13 protein-coding genes and 4 pseudogenes are annotated in these 18,503 nt (G+C 56.4%); 11 read left to right on the top strand and 6 right to left on the bottom strand.

The features are described from left to right. Window positions 1-901 (top strand): calcium-binding protein (locus GGD53_RS32000; protein WP_281413934.1); only part of this gene is annotated, 901 nt, incomplete at its 5' end. A 65-nt stretch (window positions 902-966) separates the two neighbouring features. Here GGD53_RS32000 and GGD53_RS26880 read toward each other — a convergent pair. Then, entirely contained in the window at window positions 967-1,893 is a 927-nt protein-coding gene (locus tag GGD53_RS26880; protein WP_184459776.1) for a nucleotidyltransferase and HEPN domain-containing protein, read from the bottom strand. Between the two features lie 313 nt (window positions 1,894-2,206). Here GGD53_RS26880 and traA point away from each other — a divergent pair. From traA to GGD53_RS26830, 10 genes and pseudogenes are all read left to right on the top strand, one after another. Continuing rightward, a pseudogene (gene traA / locus GGD53_RS26875) lies at window positions 2,207-5,518 on the top strand (Ti-type conjugative transfer relaxase TraA); the annotation flags it as partial. A gap of 1,464 nt (window positions 5,519-6,982) precedes the next feature. Next, entirely contained in the window at window positions 6,983-8,266 is a 1,284-nt protein-coding gene (locus tag GGD53_RS26870; protein WP_210303357.1) for a nucleotide sugar dehydrogenase, read from the top strand. Continuing rightward, window positions 8,266-9,252, top strand: a complete 987-nt coding sequence (locus GGD53_RS26865) for an NAD-dependent epimerase/dehydratase family protein (RefSeq protein WP_184459775.1) — start codon at window positions 8,266-8,268, stop codon at window positions 9,250-9,252. Before GGD53_RS26870 ends, GGD53_RS26865 begins: the two co-directional genes overlap by 1 nt. Before the next feature lie 142 nt (window positions 9,253-9,394). Next, window positions 9,395-9,678: pseudogene (locus tag GGD53_RS26860) on the top strand (IS66 family transposase); the annotation flags it as partial. Between the two features lie 229 nt (window positions 9,679-9,907). Beyond that, a complete protein-coding gene (locus tag GGD53_RS26855) occupies window positions 9,908-10,372 on the top strand; it encodes a hypothetical protein (protein ID WP_184459774.1) in 465 nt (154 codons plus the stop codon). Window positions 10,373-10,391: 19 nt separating this feature from the next. Continuing rightward, window positions 10,392-11,186, top strand: a complete 795-nt coding sequence (gene exoR, locus GGD53_RS26850) for an exopolysaccharide production regulator ExoR (RefSeq protein ID WP_088396397.1) — start codon at window positions 10,392-10,394, stop codon at window positions 11,184-11,186. Window positions 11,187-11,326: 140 nt separating this feature from the next. Further along, on the top strand, window positions 11,327-11,695 hold the full coding sequence (gene tnpA / locus GGD53_RS26845) for an IS66-like element accessory protein TnpA (protein ID WP_184459773.1): 369 nt from the start codon (window positions 11,327-11,329) through the stop codon (window positions 11,693-11,695). Continuing rightward, the gene (gene tnpB / locus GGD53_RS26840) at window positions 11,692-12,039 is read left to right on the top strand and encodes an IS66 family insertion sequence element accessory protein TnpB (protein ID WP_090301671.1); all 348 of its coding nucleotides are present in this window, start codon (window positions 11,692-11,694) and stop codon (window positions 12,037-12,039) included. The genes tnpA and tnpB overlap by 4 nt, the downstream gene beginning before the upstream one ends. A gap of 62 nt (window positions 12,040-12,101) precedes the next feature. Continuing rightward, on the top strand, window positions 12,102-13,724 hold the full coding sequence (gene tnpC / locus GGD53_RS26835) for an IS66 family transposase (RefSeq protein WP_184459772.1): 1,623 nt from the start codon (window positions 12,102-12,104) through the stop codon (window positions 13,722-13,724). Beyond that, entirely contained in the window at window positions 13,724-14,020 is a 297-nt protein-coding gene (locus tag GGD53_RS26830) for a hypothetical protein (RefSeq protein ID WP_184459771.1), read from the top strand. The genes tnpC and GGD53_RS26830 overlap by 1 nt, the downstream gene beginning before the upstream one ends. Window positions 14,021-14,089: 69 nt before the next feature. Here the strand turns inward: GGD53_RS26830 and GGD53_RS26825 are convergent. The 5 genes and pseudogenes from GGD53_RS26825 to GGD53_RS26805 all read right to left on the bottom strand — a co-directional run. After that, a pseudogene (locus GGD53_RS26825) lies at window positions 14,090-14,245 on the bottom strand (exodeoxyribonuclease III); the annotation flags it as partial. A 155-nt stretch (window positions 14,246-14,400) separates the two neighbouring features. Next, window positions 14,401-14,854, bottom strand: a pseudogene (locus GGD53_RS26820) (transposase); the annotation flags it as partial. A 72-nt stretch (window positions 14,855-14,926) separates the two neighbouring features. After that, window positions 14,927-16,324, bottom strand: a complete 1,398-nt coding sequence (locus GGD53_RS26815; protein WP_184459770.1) for a lipopolysaccharide biosynthesis protein — start codon at window positions 16,322-16,324, stop codon at window positions 14,927-14,929. Continuing rightward, complete coding sequence (locus GGD53_RS26810) at window positions 16,321-17,610, bottom strand: hypothetical protein (RefSeq protein WP_184459769.1); 1,290 nt, start codon at window positions 17,608-17,610, stop codon at window positions 16,321-16,323. The genes GGD53_RS26815 and GGD53_RS26810 overlap by 4 nt, the downstream gene beginning before the upstream one ends. A gap of 50 nt (window positions 17,611-17,660) precedes the next feature. After that, on the bottom strand, window positions 17,661-18,503 hold the full coding sequence (locus tag GGD53_RS26805; protein ID WP_184459768.1) for a class I SAM-dependent methyltransferase: 843 nt from the start codon (window positions 18,501-18,503) through the stop codon (window positions 17,661-17,663).

The raw sequence follows: 18,503 nt of genomic DNA, 5'->3' as shown, positions 1-18,503 counted from the left end.
TGTCGAGAACCTCACCTATATCGGAACGGCAGCCTTTACCGGTGCAGGGAATCTGCTCGACAACGTTATCATCGGGGGTGTCGCTGCCGACAAGCTTATAGGCGCTGCGGGCAACGACACTTTGATCGGCGGGTTTGGTGCCGACACGATGCTGGGTGGGATTGGCGACGACATCTATGTGGTCGATATCGCGACCGATGTGGTGATCGAGAATGTCAACGAAGGGACGGACACGGTCCGGACGGCGCTTGTCAGCTATACGCTCGGCAACAATGTTGAGAACCTGACCTATACCGGATCCGCCAACTTCAGCGGCGCCGGCAACGCGCTTGATAATACGATCACCGGCGGCGCCGGCAATGACACGCTGAACGGTGGGGCAGGTGCGGACACCCTGATCGGCGGCGCCGGTAACGACACCTACATCGTCGATAATGCCGGTGACATCGTCACCGAAGCCGCCGACGCAGGAATCGACACGGTTCGAACCAACCTGGCCGCCTACGCATTGGGGATCAATGTCGAGAACCTCACCTTTATCGGCACGGGGCCCTTTGCAGGCACGGGCAATGCGCTGAACAACGTTATCGTCGGCGGCAGTGGTCCTAATACGCTGACTGGTGGCGCCGGCAACGATACCCTCACTGGTGGCGCGGCAGCCGACGTCTTCGTTTATTCGTCGAACTGGGGCCACGATACGATCACGAACTTCGTGGCAACCGGCTCCGCACATGACGCGATCTCGATCGATCACAATATTTTCGCCGACTGGGAATCGCTATTTGCCGCAACCGAACAGTCCGGCAGTGATACAATTATCACGGCCGATTCCGAAAACACCATAATGCTACGGAACGTGGCTCTTTCAAGCCTGCAGTCGTGGGACTTCTTGTTTGCTTAATCCTTGCTCGGACATTGCCGCGTCGCCACACACTTAGCTAGCGAACACACGAACTGCCGAGGACATCATTGGGAGGGCCGCTGAAGCTTCGCCAGATGCTCGGAGCAAACCGTCCTGACCAGCTCAAGCAATAAAGCGGTTTGTTGTGCAAGCCATCCGAGAGCCTCCTCGCTTATCTCGAAATGCTTCGAGTATCGCGCCTTCACATATGCCTCGTTCAGCGTATTGAACCAGGCCCGCTCACGTTGCTGATCGCGAGGGAAAGCTTCGGCAAGACGACGGTCCTGTTCTTCTGCGAGTGAGCGGAGGAATTTGATGTTGTGGGACGGCGGGCCGTAATTAGTGAGTGTCAGCAGAAGACACGAGTAGGCCTGTTCGAGCGATTGGTGAAGACTGAATGCAGCCCAATTTCTCCAAGCGTCACCAGTCTTTACTGATTTGCTAAGTTGGAACTTCGCCGTTTCGAGAATAGCCATCGCTTCATTGAACCTTTGATCAAAGTGCTCCTTCGCGACCCGATATCGGTCAGCCGTCGAGAGTGGTTTGGATTCAGCAAGCGGCTCATCGTCGAGTTCATAGAGAACGATGCCTTCCCGCCGGATGTCGGAAAAGAAGTACTGCCCTTCCTTAAGATAGTTGTTCACCTCTCGCCTGGAGTGGACGATGAAGCTTACCGGCGTCTCGATCGTCTTTTCATGAATCAGCCGGTCGGCGGCCTTGTGCCAGTACTCGGCGAACTCACAGAGCTTGCGGTTGTTGACGATGATGAGGAGATCGAAATCCGAACGATAACCCTTCATCGTGAAGGGCTCGTCCACCCAGCCGCCCTTGGCGTATGAGCCGAACAGGATGATCTTCAGGATCCGGCCGCGCTTTTTGAACTCGGCCGTACCGTCCCTCAACGCATCCTCGAATTCCTCGTGGAGGATCTCCAGAATACGGCCAATCTCGCGTTGTTTGCGGAGCGGCATATGGTTGAGGGATGACTTCATAGCACCATCGATAGGCGAAAGATCCTGCACCGTCCACGACAAGTTCTGCACGGCTTAGGCCATTTGCTTGGGTTTCCAGCTTTTCATGCGCTTGGTCGCTCTGTACCTCAACCCGCGGAGCTTAAAACAGGCAGTTGAAACTTGCGCCTTATACTAACTTGAATAAAGCAGTAAAATGACATAGGTTGTGGTGATCGAAAGCTGCGCGGTTGCAAAAAAAGCCTTGAAACACGTTGTGGACGGGCGGTGGCCCCTTCGCTCCATCTATTTCCGGCTCGCTGGCGCAACTTGGTTCAAGGGGCAGGAGACATCATTGGCGATCATGTTTGTCAGAGCGCAGGTAATCAGCAGGGGTGCCGGACGCAGCGTCGTCGCCGCCGCCGCCTATCGTCATCGCACACGAATGACGGATCACCAGGTGGGCAGATCTTTCAGCTATCGCGGCGGGAGTCCAGAGCTGGTGTATGAGGAACTGGCGTTTCCTGAGCACATTCCCGCTTGGCTGCGCGAGCTGATCGACGGCTCTTCGGTAGCGAGGGCGAGCGAGGGACTGTGGAATGCCGTCGAGGCGTTCGAGACGCAGGCGAACGCGAGGCTCGCCCGCGAGCTGATCATCGCGCTGCCGGAGGAACTGACGAGGGTGGAGAACGTCGCGCTGGTGCGCGAGTTTGTGCGGGACACTGTTGCCGCGACGGGAATTGTCGCCGATTGGGTCTATCATGACAAGGACGGTAATCCACACATCCATATGATGACTACATTGCGGGCGTTGACCGAAGATGGCTTTGGTCCGAAAAACTCTCCTGTTTTAGGGGGAAATGGGGAGCCATTACGTCGCAAGAACACCGGCAAGATCATCTATGAACGCTGGGCCGGCGACAAGGAAACTTTGAAGGCCTGGAAGATCGCCTGGGCGGAAACAGCCAACCGGCATCTGGCGCTTGCCGGTCATGAGATCCGCCTCGATGGCCGCTCCTATGCCGAACAGGGTTTCGACGGCATCGCGCAAAGGCACCTCGGGCCGGAGAAGGCGGCATTGGCGCGAAAGAGGAGGGAGCTCTATTTCGCGCCGGCCGATCTCGCCCGCCGGCAGGAGATGGCCGACCGGCTGCTGGCAGAGCCGGAGCTGTTGCTGAAGCAGCTCGGCAACGAGCGCTCCACCTTCGACGAGAGGGATATCGCCAAGGCGCTGCACCGCTATGTCGACGATCCGGCAGACTTCACGAATATCCGCGCCCGGCTGATGGCGTCGGATGAACTGGTGATGCTGAAGCCGCAGGAGTTCGAGGCTGAGACCGGCAAGGCGGTCGCGCCGGCGGTGTTCACCACGCGCGAGATCCTGCGCATCGAATATGACATGGCGCGCTCGGCTGAGGTTCTCTCGGAACGAAAGGGCTTCGGTATCTCCGGTGCCCAAGTGGCCGCCGCTGTTCAAAACGTCGAGACCGGCGACCCGGCAAAACCCTTCAGGCTTGATGCGGAGCAGGTCGATGCCATCCGTCATGTCACCGGCGACAGCGGCATAGCGGCTGTTGTCGGCCTTGCCGGCGCCGGCAAGTCGACGCTGCTGGCGGCAGCCCGCCTTGCCTGGGAACGCAAAGGCCGTCGGGTGATCGGTGCCGCCATTGCGGGCAAGGCAGCGGAAGGCTTGGAAGACAGTTCCGGCATCAAGTCACGCACACTTGCCGCCTGGGAACTGGCCTGGGCGAATGGGCGCGACACGCTCCATCGCGGTGATGTGCTCGTCATTGATGAAGCCGGCATGGTGGCGTCGCAGCAGATGGCCCGTGTGCTTGACATCGTCGAGGCGGCGGGCGCGAAAGTCGTTCTCGTCGGCGACGCCATGCAGCTCCAGCCGATCCAGGCGGGCGCTGCCTTTCGGGCGATCAGCGACCGCATCGGCTTTGCCGAACTTGCCGGCGTGCGCCGCCAGCGCGAAGAATGGGCGCGTGAGGCCTCGCGGCTCTTTGCCCGCGGCGAGATCGAGAAAGGTCTCGACGCCTATGCCCGGCATGGTCACCTCGCCGAGGCGGGCACGCGCGCGGAAACGATCGACCGGATTGTTAGCGACTGGAGCCAGGCGCGCAGAGAGGCAATCGGTCGATCCGTTGCTGAGGGCAGGGATGGCAGGCTGCGCGGCGACGAACTGCTCGTGCTTGCCCACACCAATGACGATGTCGGCAAGCTGAACGAGGCGCTGCGTGCGGTGATGGCCGGCGAGGGTGCGCTTTCTGACAGCCGCACCTTCCAGACCGCACGCGGGGCGCGGGGGTTCGCCGTAGGCGACCGCATCATCTTCCTGGAGAACGCCCGCTTCCTCGAGCCCCGGGCCAGGAGTTATGGTCCGCAATACGTCAAGAACGGCATCCTCGGCACGGTCATCTCCACCGGTGACAAACGCGGCGAAGCTCTGATGTCGGTTCGTCTCGACAATGGCCATAAAGTCGTCTTCAGCGAAGACAGCTATCGCAATGTCGATCACGGCTATGCCGCAACGATCCACAAAGCTCAGGGCACCACCGTCGAGCGCACCTTCGTGCTTGCCACCGGCATGATGGACCAACACCTGACCTATGTGGCGATGACGAGGCATCGCGATCGCGTCGATCTTTATGCAGCCAAGGAGGATTTTGAGCCAAAGCCGGAATGGGGGCGCAAGCCGCGTGTCGATCATGCCGCCGGCGTGACCGGCGAGCTTGTCGAAACCGGAGAGGCCAAATTCCGGCCTGATGACGAGGATGCCGACGACAGCCCCTATGCCGATGTCAGGACCGACGACGGAACCGTCCATCGGCTGTGGGGCGTGAGCCTGCCGAAGGCGCTCGAAGAGGGTGGTGTTTCTGAAGGCGATACTGTCATGCTGCGCAAGGACGGTGTCGAAAGGGTCAAGGTCCAGATTGCCGTTGTCGATGAAGAGACAGGTCAAAAGCATTACGAGGAGCGGGAGGTCGACCGCAACATCTGGACGGCCAGGCAGATCGAAACCGCCGAAGCCCGCCAGGACCGCATCGAGCGGGAAAGTCATCGGCCGGATCTGTTCAAGCCGCTCGTCGAGCGACTATCGCGCTCCGGCGCCAAGACGACGACGCTCGATTTTGAAAGCGAGGCCGGCTATCGGGCCCATGCCGAGGACTTCGCTCGCCGCCGCGGGCTCGATCATCTCTCGCTGGCTGCGGCCGAGATCGAGGGGGACATCTCGCGGCGCTTTGCGTGGATTGCCGCAAAGCGACAGCAGGTGGAAAAGCTCTGGGAGCGGGCAAGCATGGCGCTCGGCTTTGCGATCGAGCGGGAACGGCGCGTCTCCTATAGCGAGGTGCGAACTGAATCCCACCCAACTGAACCCCAGCCCACCTCGGGCGCAAACGCCGGCAAAGCCCATTATCTGATCCCGCCGACCACCGACTTCGCCAGAAGCCTCAATGAAGATGCGCGGTTGGCGCAGTTGTCATCCCCAGTGTGGAAGGAACGGGAAACGCTGCTGCGACCGGTGCTGGAAAAGATCTATCGCGATCCGGATGGCGCACTTGTCGCCCTGAATGCGCTTGCTTCAGAGGCCGGCACCGAACCCCGCAGGCTCGCCGACGATCTTGCCGTGAGCCCTGATCGGCTTGGCCGCCTGCGTGGCCGCCGGCGCAGCGCCATGCCTTTGCGGCGATGCAGGAGAGGTTTAAGGTCCTGCAGCAGACCGTGCGCACGGAAAGCAGTCAGCAGATCCTCGCGGAAAGGCGGCAGCGCGCTATTAGCCGTGGCCGTGGCCTCAGTTTTTGACCGCGACTGGAGAGGCGGCCGAGGCAACGATGATTTGACGCCGTCGGTCCTCGGCACGACAGATGATCGATGGAGCGGAGCACCAACTTCAACCTCGGTTCGTTTTTAAGCTCAGCCAAGCTGCACAGGTGTCGCGAGTCATAAGTACCCCGCGAGACGCCTCCAATGTGTGAACTTGACGTAAAGTGCAGTCAAGAAAGGCGGTGGACGATGCCGGATCTACGCCTGTAGATGGCGCCATGAAGTCGTCTCTCCATCATAGTCCACGTCGTAAACAGTGCGAGATTTGCCATATCCTGGAGATCCCGCACGAGTTTCAAGAGGCGCTGAAGCACGGCACGGCGAAATTCGAGAATCGCGGACAGTTCCTGGAGATCCTATTTGGCTCATGCGCCAAAATGAACCCTTCACCAAGAAGTGTTATCGGTCACACTTCGATCTTCTCATCGACCGAGTGATCCACGACAATTCGCACGGAAGGCGGTAGCTTGATCGTCCACTCCAGGTGCGAGTGAACAACTGCCTGAAGAATGGGTACTTTCTTCTTTGGTAACCGCAAGGAAGACACCTTTCTAAAGCGCTGGATGTTCCTATGGCGGAGCCTCAGTCCCTCTTGCGAGAAGCACCGCAGCACATAACGCGAGAACATTTTTCAAACCGCCTGAAGCTGCTCAAACAGTTCCCCGAAGGCGCCGCTTTTGATATCACGAGAACCTTGATGTCGCTGCCTGCGATTTGCACCAGACCTTGGAACACAAGGGCTTCCTGCCAACGCCTACTGATTACGGCCCACCCTCCCATAGATTATATATTCGCTCCGTAGGTGAGGAGCAGGATAGACGGATAGCTGAGGCCATCCCCACGAGCAGCATTGAGAATGCGATTCGCTCAAACACGCGGAACTGTGGGAATGCTGCGAGTGTCGTCGACCGTCACGTACCGCGGCGAGTACAAGGCATTAGCCCGCCAGGTCTCAACGACAAGGCCATCCAGCTGCCTTGCTAGAAGCCACGTTTGGAGATCTCGAGAGCCAATTCGTTTGGTAATCTCGTCAGCCGCGCGGTCGCTACTTGTCCGTGTCTGCGAGAATCGAGTACGGCCGTCTGGGGCCCTGCAGCCATCCAAGGTGGCGAGCAGGCCAGCACCATATTTCATCCGGGGTCATCCAGCACTCACAACGGCGATGCACGAACTCCTTTTTTAACATCAAGTCGCGAACGTCCAAGCTTCTGTGAGATGGTGGATGCGGTCTTAGCCTAGCTTTCTTTGAAGATATCGTTTAGGTGCCACGCAAGGTGTGGTGGCAAAGAATGAGGATAACATGATGGCCCGAAAGATAGCTGTCATCGGTCTCGGATATGTCGGTTTGCCCGTTGCGGTGGCATTGGCAGAAAAGTTTCCGATGGTAGTGGGATTCGACGTCAAAACATACCGTATTGAGACCCTGAAAGCTGGCAAGGACGTAACCGGGGAGGTCGATGGTGCGGTCCTGCGAAACTCATGTCTCAAACTGACCTATGATGTCGCCGATGTGAAGGATTGTAACTTTTACATCGTGGCGGTTCCCACACCTATAGATGAAAATCGTCAACCGGATCTCACGCCCCTCATCGCTGCGTCTAGAACGGTGGCTTCGTTACTCAAGGTCGGCGATATCGTCGTTTTCGAATCGACGGTCTTTCCTGGCGCGACCGAGGAGATATGTGGGCCGATCCTTTCCGAACTCTCGGGGCTTCGCCAAGGCGTGGACTTCAACCTCGGCTATTCACCGGAGCGCATTAATCCAGGTGACAAAAAGCACACGTTTAAGACGATAACGAAGGTGGTATCGGGAGACACGGCGGAAAGCCTGGACGAGATTGCCGCCGTCTATGAAGCCGTTGTGGACGCTGGGATTTACAAGGCATCGTCAATTAAGGTGGCGGAGGCAGCAAAGGTTATTGAAAATACACAGCGGGACTTAAACATAGCTCTCATGAATGAGCTTGCCATCATTTTCGAGCGAATGAATATACGTACTAGCGAGGTCCTGGCTGCTGCCGGCACCAAATGGAATTTTCTTCCGTTCAGCCCCGGACTCGTTGGCGGGCACTGTATTGGAGTTGATCCTTACTACCTGACCGCAAAGGCTGAATCGCTGGGATATCATCCGCAAGTGATCCTGTCCGGGCGACGCATCAACGATGGCATGGGCGCCTTTGTAGCCCAGAAGATGATCAAGATGCTGGTTGCCGCAAAGCGTCCGCTGAACGACGCTCGGATTGGCATTCTCGGACTGACGTTCAAGGAGAATGTTCCAGATTTAAGAAATAGTCGCGTTCCGGATATTATTAGGGAACTACGACAGTTCGGCATTGAGCCAATAGTGCATGACCCGTTGGCTTCAGCCGAAGAGGCTCACGAGGAGTATAATGTGGTGCTGCGGCCCCTCATAGAGTTTGATCAGCTGGATGGATTGATCCTTGCGGTTCCACATGAAAGCTATGTAAGTGAATTCAATTCTTACATTTCCAAGGTTGTAGAGGGCGGGGTTATCATCGACGTCAAATCTGTCCTAGACAAGGACGCTCTCGACGCCTCGAAACGCCTGAACTGGAGCCTTTAATGTGCAAGGTTTTTGTAACGGGAGCCGCAGGCTTCATCGGTTTTCATACCGCGTGCCGTCTTCTTGAGCGCGGCGAAATCGTCGTCGGCTACGATGTCGTCAATGATTATTACGACCCAACACTCAAGCATGCGCGGCTAGCCGAACTTGCGAAGTTCGAGAATTTCACGTTCGTCTACGGTGATATCTCAGACAAGGCAGCGATGGAAAAGGTTTGGGCGGAGCAGGGACCGTTCAAGCGCGTTGTTCACCTAGCCGCGCAGGCGGGAGTCCGCTACTCTCTTGAGAACCCATACAGTTATATCACGAGCAACTGCATGGGGCATGTCACCATACTCGAAATGTGTCGACACACTGAGGGCTTCGAGCATCTCGTGTATGCGAGCTCGAGTTCCGTATATGGCGGTAACACTGAATTGCCATATTCAGTCCAACATGACGTCAACCGCCCGATTTCACTTTATGCTGCGACGAAGCGCTCGGATGAGCTGATGAGCTACTGCTACAGTCATTTGTTCGGATTGAAGCAGACCGGCTTGCGTTTTTTTACCGTCTATGGCCCGTGGGGGCGTCCCGACATGGCGCTTTTTATCTTTACAAAGGCAATTGCTGAAGGCAAGAAACTCCCGGTTTTTAATGACGGGCAGATGAAACGCGATTTCACATTTATCGATGACATCGTCACAGGCATCTTAGCCTGCTTGGATAATCCTCCAGAGCCCGATAAATATGAGCCTCCGGCACGGGTGTTCAATATTGGCAACACGCGAAGTGAACACCTTATGGACTTCATTGCCATCATTGAACAGGAAATGGGACGCAAGGCCGACATCGAATACTTGCCGATGCAGGCCGGCGATACCAAAGCCACTTATGCCGACGTGACCGAAACAACTGAGGCTGTCGGCTATCGACCGACTACCAGTATACACGAAGGCATCCCGAAGTTCATCTCCTGGTTCAAGCGATACTATAATCTCAACTGAGCATCTCGCAGAAGGCACAAGGATTACGGCCTCCTGCCACACCGACAAACGCATTAGGTTGTTGTCCTCTTTGCATTACCGATGTTCGTGGCGCTCTTCTCGCTTGCTCTCAGCGAAGTGAGCTGCACGATTTTCACATAGATGCACCGATGGCGTTGCTCAGGCTCCAGTCCGCGTACGACTGATCCAAGTTGAATTGCCGACAGAAGTGACCACCGCTCATGTGCTTGTGTCCAAATACGCCGGCCATCTTCCGCGTCTTTGATAGGCCTGGATCATGAGCCTCCAAGGCATCGACCTCGACCGCTCCATACTCGCTGATCAGGTTGGTCAGCGTTCGAACTGCACCCGGTCTTCGATACCCTAATTGCCGATCTCAAGCGCTCGACCAAGCTCCTTATAAATGAGACCCCTGCGTCGGTGCTTAGGTGCTTAATCGGCCCCGCAAAACCAATACGAAGAACCCATGGAACGAGATCCAACGACACGATTGCTGAGGCCGAGCCAGACGATTGACGCCATAATCACTCGTTTGCTTGCACTAATATGCGTATGGTGGCGATGGGGTGAATTTGTCCATTTCCCGCCACAAAGAGAGCGCAGCGGTATTTGCGGGCGAGGTGATGGCAGACTTACGGTGCGTGTAATCAGTAGCATGAGTCGATTTTTTTCCGGTAACAGCAGATCGTACGGCGCAAGTGGCGACAGCCGCGTGATTGCGGCCGTTTTTCTTTCCGGACAAGGCTATTGCGACCATAAATTCGACCTCACGATCATGCCATCGATCCATCCATTGCCGTCGTTCTCTGCCCGGTCGAACAGGCAGGCGAGTTTAACGGCAGATGTCGATACCGGTTTGGTCACATTTGCTATTTACGAATGCGATAAAGGCGGGAAGGCGGATGGCGCGCCCGTCGAAAGAGCGCCGAGAAGGTTGCAGGCGGACCGTGCCGGGAACCGGGTGGTCCTGAATGATGTGCTGAAAATTCGGCCTTTGAGAAAAGGCCTATGGGCTGGATGCGACGCGGGCAAAGGGGCCATGGAGCTCGCCGCGGGATCGCTCGCCTCGAAAGAATACATCCGCGGTATGCCTGGCGTCAGCGCCGGCTACGCGCGATGAACGAAAGAAATCGGTTGAAATGGTAACGTCCGAGTTCAAACTGTTCAAATTCATGCTGGTGAGCATGTGGGTGGCAATATCGCTGTCCGGCCCGGTTCACGCTTTCGACATCAAGAGCGACGTCAGCAAGGAGTCCGGTCCTTTCGATCTGTTCAAATTCGGCTTCAAGGCCTACAAAAACGGGCAGAAAGAGGAGGCGGTCGAAGCCTACAAATACGCCGCCGAAAAGGGCCATACCGGCTCGCGCTGGGCGCTCGCCAACATGTATGCCGACGGCGACGGCGTCACCCAGGACGATTTCGAAGCCTTCAAGATCTACAGTGAGATCGCCCAGCAGGGTGTCGAACCCGGCTCGGAAGATACCGGCTTCTTCGTCAACGCGCTCCTCTCGCTCGCCAATTACTACAAGCATGGAATTGCCGGCAGCCCCGTCAAGATTGATCTCACTCAGGCGCGCCAGCTCTATTTCCAGGTGGCCTCCACCTTCGGCGTTCCCGAAGCACAGTTCCAGCTGGCGCAGATGATGCTGGCCGGCGAGGGCGGCAACGCTAGTCCGCAGCAGGCGAAAAAATGGTTGAACCAGGCCCGCAAGAGTGGCCACCCCGGCGCCATGGCGATTTTCGGAAATATTCTTTTCGACGAAGGCCAGACGGCTCGCGGTCTCGCGCTGATGACTGCCGCTCTCGACCGCTGCAAGCCCAAGGATTGCAGCTGGATGGAAGCGCTGCAGGAGCAGGCCTTCTCGGTTGCCAATGAGGCCGACCGTCGCACGGCAGTTTCGCTGTCGCACGCAATCGCGAGCGGTTCCGACTGACGCTTTCCGTTCAGCGCCACGCGGCATTCAACCCGTGCGTCGTAACCGCCCGATTGTTACCGCCTGCCGGATAGGGCCTTGATGGCCTAAGACACGTCTTTAACGACGTCGTAAGCGACGTGTCTTCGGCGAGGTATGGGATGCGTGTCGAAATTCTTGGGCAGGAACGGCGGCGTCGGTGGGGTGATGAACAGAAGCTCGACATTGTCATGTCGGTTGGAGTTTCTGGCGCTACGGTGACGGAGGTGGCTCATCGGCACGATGTGACGCGGCAGCAAATTTACACCTGGCGCAGTGAACTGAAGAAGAAGGGACTGTTGTCGCCGTCCTCGAATGCGGTGTTTGTTCCCTTGGACATGAATGCCGTGGAGATCGAGCGCGGTGAGGACCGTCAGGAACCGTCTGGGATGATCGAGTTGCGATTGAGCCGCGGTCGCAGTCTTTGCTTCGACAGCGGCGTGAATGCCGCCACCCTGACGCGTCTTATCCAGGCTGTGGAAGCGGCATGATCGGACCAGGGACGGGCGTTCGGGTATATCTGGCTTGCGGGGTCACCGACATGCGTAAGGGAATAGAGGGCCTGGCTGCGCTTGCGCAGGATGTATTGCGCCAGAAGCCGACGAGTGGCGCAGTCTTTGCCTTTCGTGGCAGGCGTGGCGACCGTTTGAAACTCCTTTATTTTGATGGCCAGGGCTTCTGCCTGTACTACAAAATTTTGCAGAAGGGACGGTTCCCTTGGCCATCGGCGGCCGACGGAACGGCTCGGCTGACGTCTGCACAAATGGCGATGTTATGGGAAGGCATCGATTGGCGGCGTCCTAACTGGGGTGCTCCACCGGCGCGTGTCGGTTGATTTTATCCCTTTGATTCTGTTGTTTTTATGGATATTCGCCCTGACTTATGGTAGTCAGACCCATGTCAAGCGCCACCCAAAATCTTCCCGACGATCCGGCCTTCCTGAAGGCAATGATCGCCGCTTTGCAGGCGGAAAACGCGAAGATGTCGGCGACGTTGCAGGCCCATGACCAATTGATCCAGTCCTTGCGGCTGCGCATCGCTAAGCTCAAGAAGCAGGTCTTCGGCAAGTCCTCGGAAAAGATCGAGCGGGAAATCGAACAACTCGAACTGGCGTTGGAAGATCTTTTGATCGCCGCGGCCGAGCGCGATACGAAGCCGATCAATGAGGCCGATGAGTCCAAGCCCGTCGCGTCGGTGGCAAACACTCACGAAAGAATAATGCGCCGTCGTCCGCGCGTATCGGACAAGGCAGTTCGCGAGCGCAAGGAACTCGATCCCGGCACCTGCTGCCCTGCGTGTGGCGGCGAATTGCGCCTTGTCGGCGAGGATGCCAGCGAGATCCTTGACATGATCGCCGCGCAGATGAAGGTCATCGAGGTCGCTCGATTGAAGAAGTCCTGCCGTTGCTGCGAGAAGATGGTGCAGTTGCCGGCACCCAGCCGTCCGATACCGGGCAGCATGGCAGGTGCTGGCCTTCTGGCTTACATCCTGGTCTCGAAGTTCGACGACCACCTGCCACTCTATCGCCTGAACGAGATCTTCGCCCGCATGGGCGCCGACATTCCCGACAGCACGTTGGTCGAATGGTGCGGTCGCGCCATGCAGGTACTCCAGCCGCTGATTGAGCGGATCGAGACCGCGATCATGGGCAGTGACCTCCTCCATGCCGACGACACCCCGATCCGGGTGCTCGACCGTTCTCTGCGAGACAAGGGGTTGGGCAAAGGCGTGAAGAAGGGCAGGATTTGGACGTACGTCCGCGATCAGCGGCCATGGGCGGGCGCGGCTCCACCAGGTGCGGTCTACTACTTTGCTCCCGACTGGAAGGAAGACCACGTTCATCATCACCTCAAGCAGGCGAGCGGCATCCTTCAAGCCGACGGCTACAAGGGCTACGGGAAGCTTTATGAGCCTGGAGCGGATGGGACATCTCGCTTCCAAGAGGCAGCATGTTGGGCGCACTGGCGACGCGACTTCCATGACATCTGGACCTCGAACAAATCCGAGATCGCACGCGAGGCTCTCGACCGTATCGGTGCGCTTTACGACGTCGAGCGCGACATTGCGGGCCAATCTGCTGATATCCGCTTGGCCGCGCGTCAAAAACACAGCAACGCAAAAGTCGAGGCATTGCGTGTCTGGGCCGAAGCGCAATTGACCCGCATTCCGGGCAAGGGTGATCTGGCGCGAGCCTTCCGGTACGGCCTGAGCCGCTGGTCGTCATTCTGCCTGTTCCTGGAAGACGGTCGCGTCGCAATGGACAACAATGCCGCCGAGCGGGCGCTGCGCCCGATTGGAATCGGAAGAAAGAATTGGCTTTTTGCTGGCGCTGACACCGGCGCGGAGACCTTGGCGCGCGCCATGACGATCATCGAGACGGCCAAGATGAATGGCCTCGATCCACAGGCCTATCTGGCCGATGTGCTTGACCGTATCCACGATCATAAGATCAATCGCCTCGACGAACTGCTCCCCTGGAACTGGTCACCCGTGGCCATCATCTGCGCCGAGGCGGCCTGATGGCGACAGTCACTTATGTCCGCACCATCAAATATGTCGCCGAAATTCTTGGCGAGGATCCAGAGCTTCTTCGGGCGATCGTCAGCAACGATGACAACCTGACCTACGGCAGTATCATCAGTGTCTACAACGGCGAGGACGAATCCGTCATCGCACTGACAGACGACGGCATGGAGGAGCTGGAACAAATGCTCTCCTATGCTCGCCGCTCAACTCAGGAATGGGACGACTTCCTCGACAGCTTTGTCGACGACGAAGAACTTGTCGCCCGCATCAAAGCAAAATCTCCGCGGTAGCAATCGGCCGGTTACCGTGCGTCTCCATCGCGCGCACGTGAAATGACGCGCTGCCAAGGGCGCGGAATGTCAGGCCGCGAAGTCGAAATAGACGATTACTGGTACGTGGTCGGATGGCTTTTCCCAGGCCCGTACGTGTTTTTCGATAGCTGCCGACGTCATCCGGTCGGCCGCTTCCGGTGACAGCAGCAGGTGGTCGATGCGGATGCCGTTGTTCTTCGGCCAACGACGACCAGATGAGCAAAAACACTGAAATGACGGGGTCACCAGGACTTGCTGAGCGTTGCGACAAGGCACTGCAAGAGCTGTCGCGGCACTTCAGTCAGACTAGTCAGACCGCTGAACCTGCACACAACTAGCGCCAGGTGCGGTAATCACCGGAGCTTACGATAGCCGAAGCGGCGGCGCTCATGTGCCAATGCCTTCATTCGCCCGCGAAGGTCATGGTCATCGATACGGCTACTTTTGTAACGAACCGTCATCCGGCAAACGCCGATGGCTTTTACACGCCCGCCGTTCGCTCATCCGGTGTTGGTTCATTAGATGAGCGACAGCGTTCCGCTGGGCTGCGGGCGTCACCACTTCTTTCCCAAAAGGTCTTTCAAAGCAGCATTGTCGAGCATCGCGCAACCGCTTCAGCTTCGTGTTTTCGTCCTCCAGCGTCTTCAACCGCTTGGCCTCGGACACGTCCATGCCGCCGAACTTGGCTTTCCACTTATAGATACCGGCATCGCTGACGCCGTGCTTGCGGCAAAGCTCCGAGACCGGCGTGCCCGCCTCGTGCTCCTTCAGAATGCCGATAATCTGTCCGCCTGTGAAACGGTTGCGCTTCATTCCCTGGTCCTCTCAAGAGTTCCAGTTATGTCGAGGCAACCATGATCTCGGTGCCACACGCGTCGATCCGTCCTAAAAGCTTGAAAGCAAGACTGCCGCAGCGATCGCTGCAGCAATAATGAGGCCGCCATACAATACTGCAGATTGTGATAGGTCGACATTTGTACCAAAACCGGCGGTCTTGTAATATGGAACCGCCATCAGAATATGTGCTGTGCCGAAGGCGAACGCCACCGCAATAGGACCAAGAACAAAGGTCAGCACAAAGCTCGCGATAAACATCACTACAAGCGTACATGCGCTCAAGGACAGCATAGTAATAGTTCTGGATTGCATGAACAAGGAATGCTGCGCAGGCAGCGTCAGGAAGCGACAAAAATGTCCAGTCGCTACGCCTATTGATGCTACGGCGGCTATCGCAAGCTGAGCGTGATCATTGGTGATGAGGTAAAATAGCGGCCAGCCCAGTAAGCAAAGACCGATCACGGGCAGTCCAACAATCTTAACTCCGAGATGCATCGTCTCCTTGCCGGTTTGAGCCGCGGAACGGATACCGCGACTGGATTTCACCGATAGCACACGCGCTGAATATGACGACCAGAAGGATGTGACGATAACCGCCATTCCGCTTCCCACCATTGACCCAAGCGCGTAATGACCTTGTAATGACAGATTGGCGAACCGGCTGAGAACGATACGATCTGCGTTGAGCAGCAACGACGTCATCAGAGAACTGGGCAGCAGAGGAAGTGAGAAGTAGACGCCGCGACGAAGACTTTCTACGTCAAAGGAAATTTTAAATTCACGTGAAGTCAAAAGAAGATTGACGACTGCACCTACAAGTTCCGCTGCTATCAGCACCTGCAGTGCGCCAATAAGGCCGAGATCCGCCCACACTACTAAGGTTAGCCCTGGCAGCAGGATTATGCCATAGAGACCGGTAAGTTGCAGCACCTGCCAAGGTTTCTCTTGAACCTTGGCGACCGTCATAAGAAGCGTCCGGAACGTTGCAAAAAGCCACCAGAAGATCGCCCAAGTGAAGGCGGGATCTATCGGTATATCGACATTCGGAAAAAGCGCACGAATCGTGGAATGCCGAAAAATCCACAGCAGACCCAGGAGACCTGTCTGTGAGGCGGTTCCTGCCAGCACGGAAGTCCATATTAACTTGTGACGATCGGTTTCATCAGTTGCGGCGTAGAAACGTAGCAATGACTGCGAAAATAATGTCGTCCCGAGAACCTGCATAAGTGAGCCGGTTTGGACGAGGATAGTGTAGAAACCCCACTCTTGAGCTGTCAGTGTCCTCACCATCAAAGGCACGGACAAAAGCGGAAATAGTTGCGCAAGGACGCTTGCGAGCGCAAACTGGAGGCCGTTTGAAATGATGACCGTTGAATCGTCGCCCCTTCCAAGGCGCGCTAGGCTGCGGCACACTTTTTCGCGTACTGTCAGTTGTTCAGAGCTCATTGCATCAGCCGCCGGGCGATATGGCTAATCGCTTCTTCAGCTGTTTGCTCCGGGGAAATCCATTCGAAGAGATAGTTGGAAAATGATTGCGCTCGATCCGTATGTTCAATAAAATGAGCTATCTTGTCGACAGGATTATCGTTTTCTGAAATCTGGCATAGAAGTTCCGGTTTGCTGAAAAAATGCCTATCGAGATGCACCCAACGATTCGCTTGCGTAACCTCGGGAAACCTGGCTGGATCATTTAATCGCAATTGAATTATCGGGATTCGAGCCGCTGCAGCGTCGATTGCGAATGTAGTGCCCAAGTTAATGACGGCGAAACAACGGGACAAAAGCTCCAATCGTTCGGCATTGTATTGTTCGTCCAAAAAATATCCGGTTGAACCGTCGTTATCCTTGTAAGGAGCTATGCTGACGTGAGTGCCTTGATCAAACAGATCATCGAATTCACCACGAATACCATTGGGTTTAGGCTTGACGATTAGCTCGATGCCCAATTTCCTGGTGGCTTCGCATATGACCTTAAGCAATCTCAGTTCCGCCGCAAAAAAAATCGGGTCCGATCTTTTGCTGAAGGATGCGGGATAAAGGACCGCATTCCTGGCGACGGTCTGCTTTTGAAATCCCTCTAGAACATACCGCAACTTGAAGGGATAGCCGATACGAATGTCCTCATCTCCCTGGAATTCACGCCAATCTTTTTGGAGGGCGCGATTCCAGACGAATGCCGTATCCGAACGATAGCCCATCGGCGCCTTTGGCGGGTGATCCCAGCTCTCCATTAAGGACACGACGTCGAGATCGGGGTGGCACAAAAGATGACGGATGTCAGATCGAGTGACTACCAATATCCTGTTGCTTGGAAAAACCCGCGGCACGAAGGGAGCATAGAGACGCTCCAGGTAGGAATTGACGTACTGTCTCTGTGCGCTGGGGAATGCCGATCTCAATCGAAGAGAAATGCCCGCCAGTCCCGCTTTGGAACAGGCAGGATCCCATTCTCGAAAACGATAGGTTTCCGAAAATTCAGGTCCCGCAACAAGTAGTTCTGTGTATCGGTGCGCGAGGCGCATCATGCGCGCCTTGGATAGTAGCTGATTGTAGCTGCGTATGCGTGAAAATGTCTTTCCCAACCGTTGCCCGACAAACTCTCTATATCGGTCTGGAACGAAAAGAATTGTCTCTACGCCTGCCTGATCGAGCCTTCGCAGCGACGGCTCGACGGCGTTGTAATTTATTAGCGTGCTCGCCAGCACGGTGACCGCATTCGACGAAACGCTCACATTATTCCTCATTCCAAATTAGAGCACAGCCTGCAACGGAAGTCCGCCGGTCAGGTTTTTTGTCCCCAAACGAGGAATGCCTGACCGTCTCCTTCTTGGCAAAGCCAAGGATTCTTGCCTGTCTGCTGATGCCGTGTTTCGAGAATCAGCTCGAAATGTTTCACGAGAACACGTTCAGCGTCCGAAGGCAGCAACGTGAAGGGAAAGTCCGGGGAATTGCTGATCATCGGAAGCGGATAAGTCCCGCTAGCACCAACATTCTTCAAACCCGCGGCCCCCATTGCAGCGAGATAGGGGGGAGACAGTTGATCGGATCTATAAAGTGGTGTTTTCGTCTGCGCGGACGTCAGCGGTAAGATTGCCCTAAGAATATCACAGACCCAAGCATATTCTTTCTGCACGTTCTCAGGGATATGTGGAACAACATAACCAATGAACAGACCATTCGGCGCCAGGATCCGTACTTGCTCGCCTATTGCGTTTTCAATCTCCTCGAAATGCTCCAGAAGACCTATGGAGAACACCAAATCATAGCCGCCTGTCTCAAACGGCATGTCGAGGCAGTCGCCGACCTCGAATCTTGCGTTCAGTCCTTGTGCTTCGAACGCAGCCCGCGCAAGATTGATCGCAGCCGGAGAGATGTCGAGGAGAGTACAATCCCACCCGGCATCCGCGAAATATGCACTTAGAGATCCGCGCCCGCAACCAACCTCGAGTACACGTTTGCCAGCGAGATTCGCCGGAAGCAATTCTTGAAAAGTTTTCCAATGCTGGCGGAATGCGAGCTGAATCTGATTTTCGGGTTCACGACGCGTCCAGTGCAAGTAATGGGCCTCCTCCGTGGAGTTCCAGTTGCGTTCAAAACTGTCGCCGTCGCCGCGATATTCGGGCAT

The organism is Rhizobium aethiopicum, from assembly GCF_014197535.1.
GTDB classification, from domain to species: Bacteria; Pseudomonadota; Alphaproteobacteria; order Rhizobiales; family Rhizobiaceae; genus Rhizobium; species Rhizobium aethiopicum_A.
This window is presented reverse-complemented; position numbering and strand designations above follow the sequence as displayed.

What these genes read in the sequence shown, in the direction of transcription:
- GGD53_RS26880 (WP_184459776.1), bottom strand. Translation starts at nt 1,893, where the DNA reads ATGAAGTCATCCCTCAACCATATGCCGCTCCGCAAACAACGCGAGATT.
- GGD53_RS26870 (WP_210303357.1), top strand. Translation starts at nt 6,983, where the DNA reads ATGATGGCCCGAAAGATAGCTGTCATCGGTCTCGGATATGTCGGTTTG.
- GGD53_RS26865 (WP_184459775.1), top strand. Translation starts at nt 8,266, where the DNA reads ATGTGCAAGGTTTTTGTAACGGGAGCCGCAGGCTTCATCGGTTTTCAT.
- GGD53_RS26855 (WP_184459774.1), top strand. Translation starts at nt 9,908, where the DNA reads ATGAGTCGATTTTTTTCCGGTAACAGCAGATCGTACGGCGCAAGTGGC.
- exoR (WP_088396397.1), top strand. Translation starts at nt 10,392, where the DNA reads ATGGTAACGTCCGAGTTCAAACTGTTCAAATTCATGCTGGTGAGCATG.
- tnpA (WP_184459773.1), top strand. Translation starts at nt 11,327, where the DNA reads ATGCGTGTCGAAATTCTTGGGCAGGAACGGCGGCGTCGGTGGGGTGAT.
- tnpB (WP_090301671.1), top strand. Translation starts at nt 11,692, where the DNA reads ATGATCGGACCAGGGACGGGCGTTCGGGTATATCTGGCTTGCGGGGTC.
- tnpC (WP_184459772.1), top strand. Translation starts at nt 12,102, where the DNA reads ATGTCAAGCGCCACCCAAAATCTTCCCGACGATCCGGCCTTCCTGAAG.
- GGD53_RS26830 (WP_184459771.1), top strand. Translation starts at nt 13,724, where the DNA reads ATGGCGACAGTCACTTATGTCCGCACCATCAAATATGTCGCCGAAATT.
- GGD53_RS26815 (WP_184459770.1), bottom strand. Translation starts at nt 16,324, where the DNA reads ATGAGCTCTGAACAACTGACAGTACGCGAAAAAGTGTGCCGCAGCCTA.
- GGD53_RS26805 (WP_184459768.1), bottom strand. Translation starts at nt 18,503, where the DNA reads ATGCCCGAATATCGCGGCGACGGCGACAGTTTTGAACGCAACTGGAAC.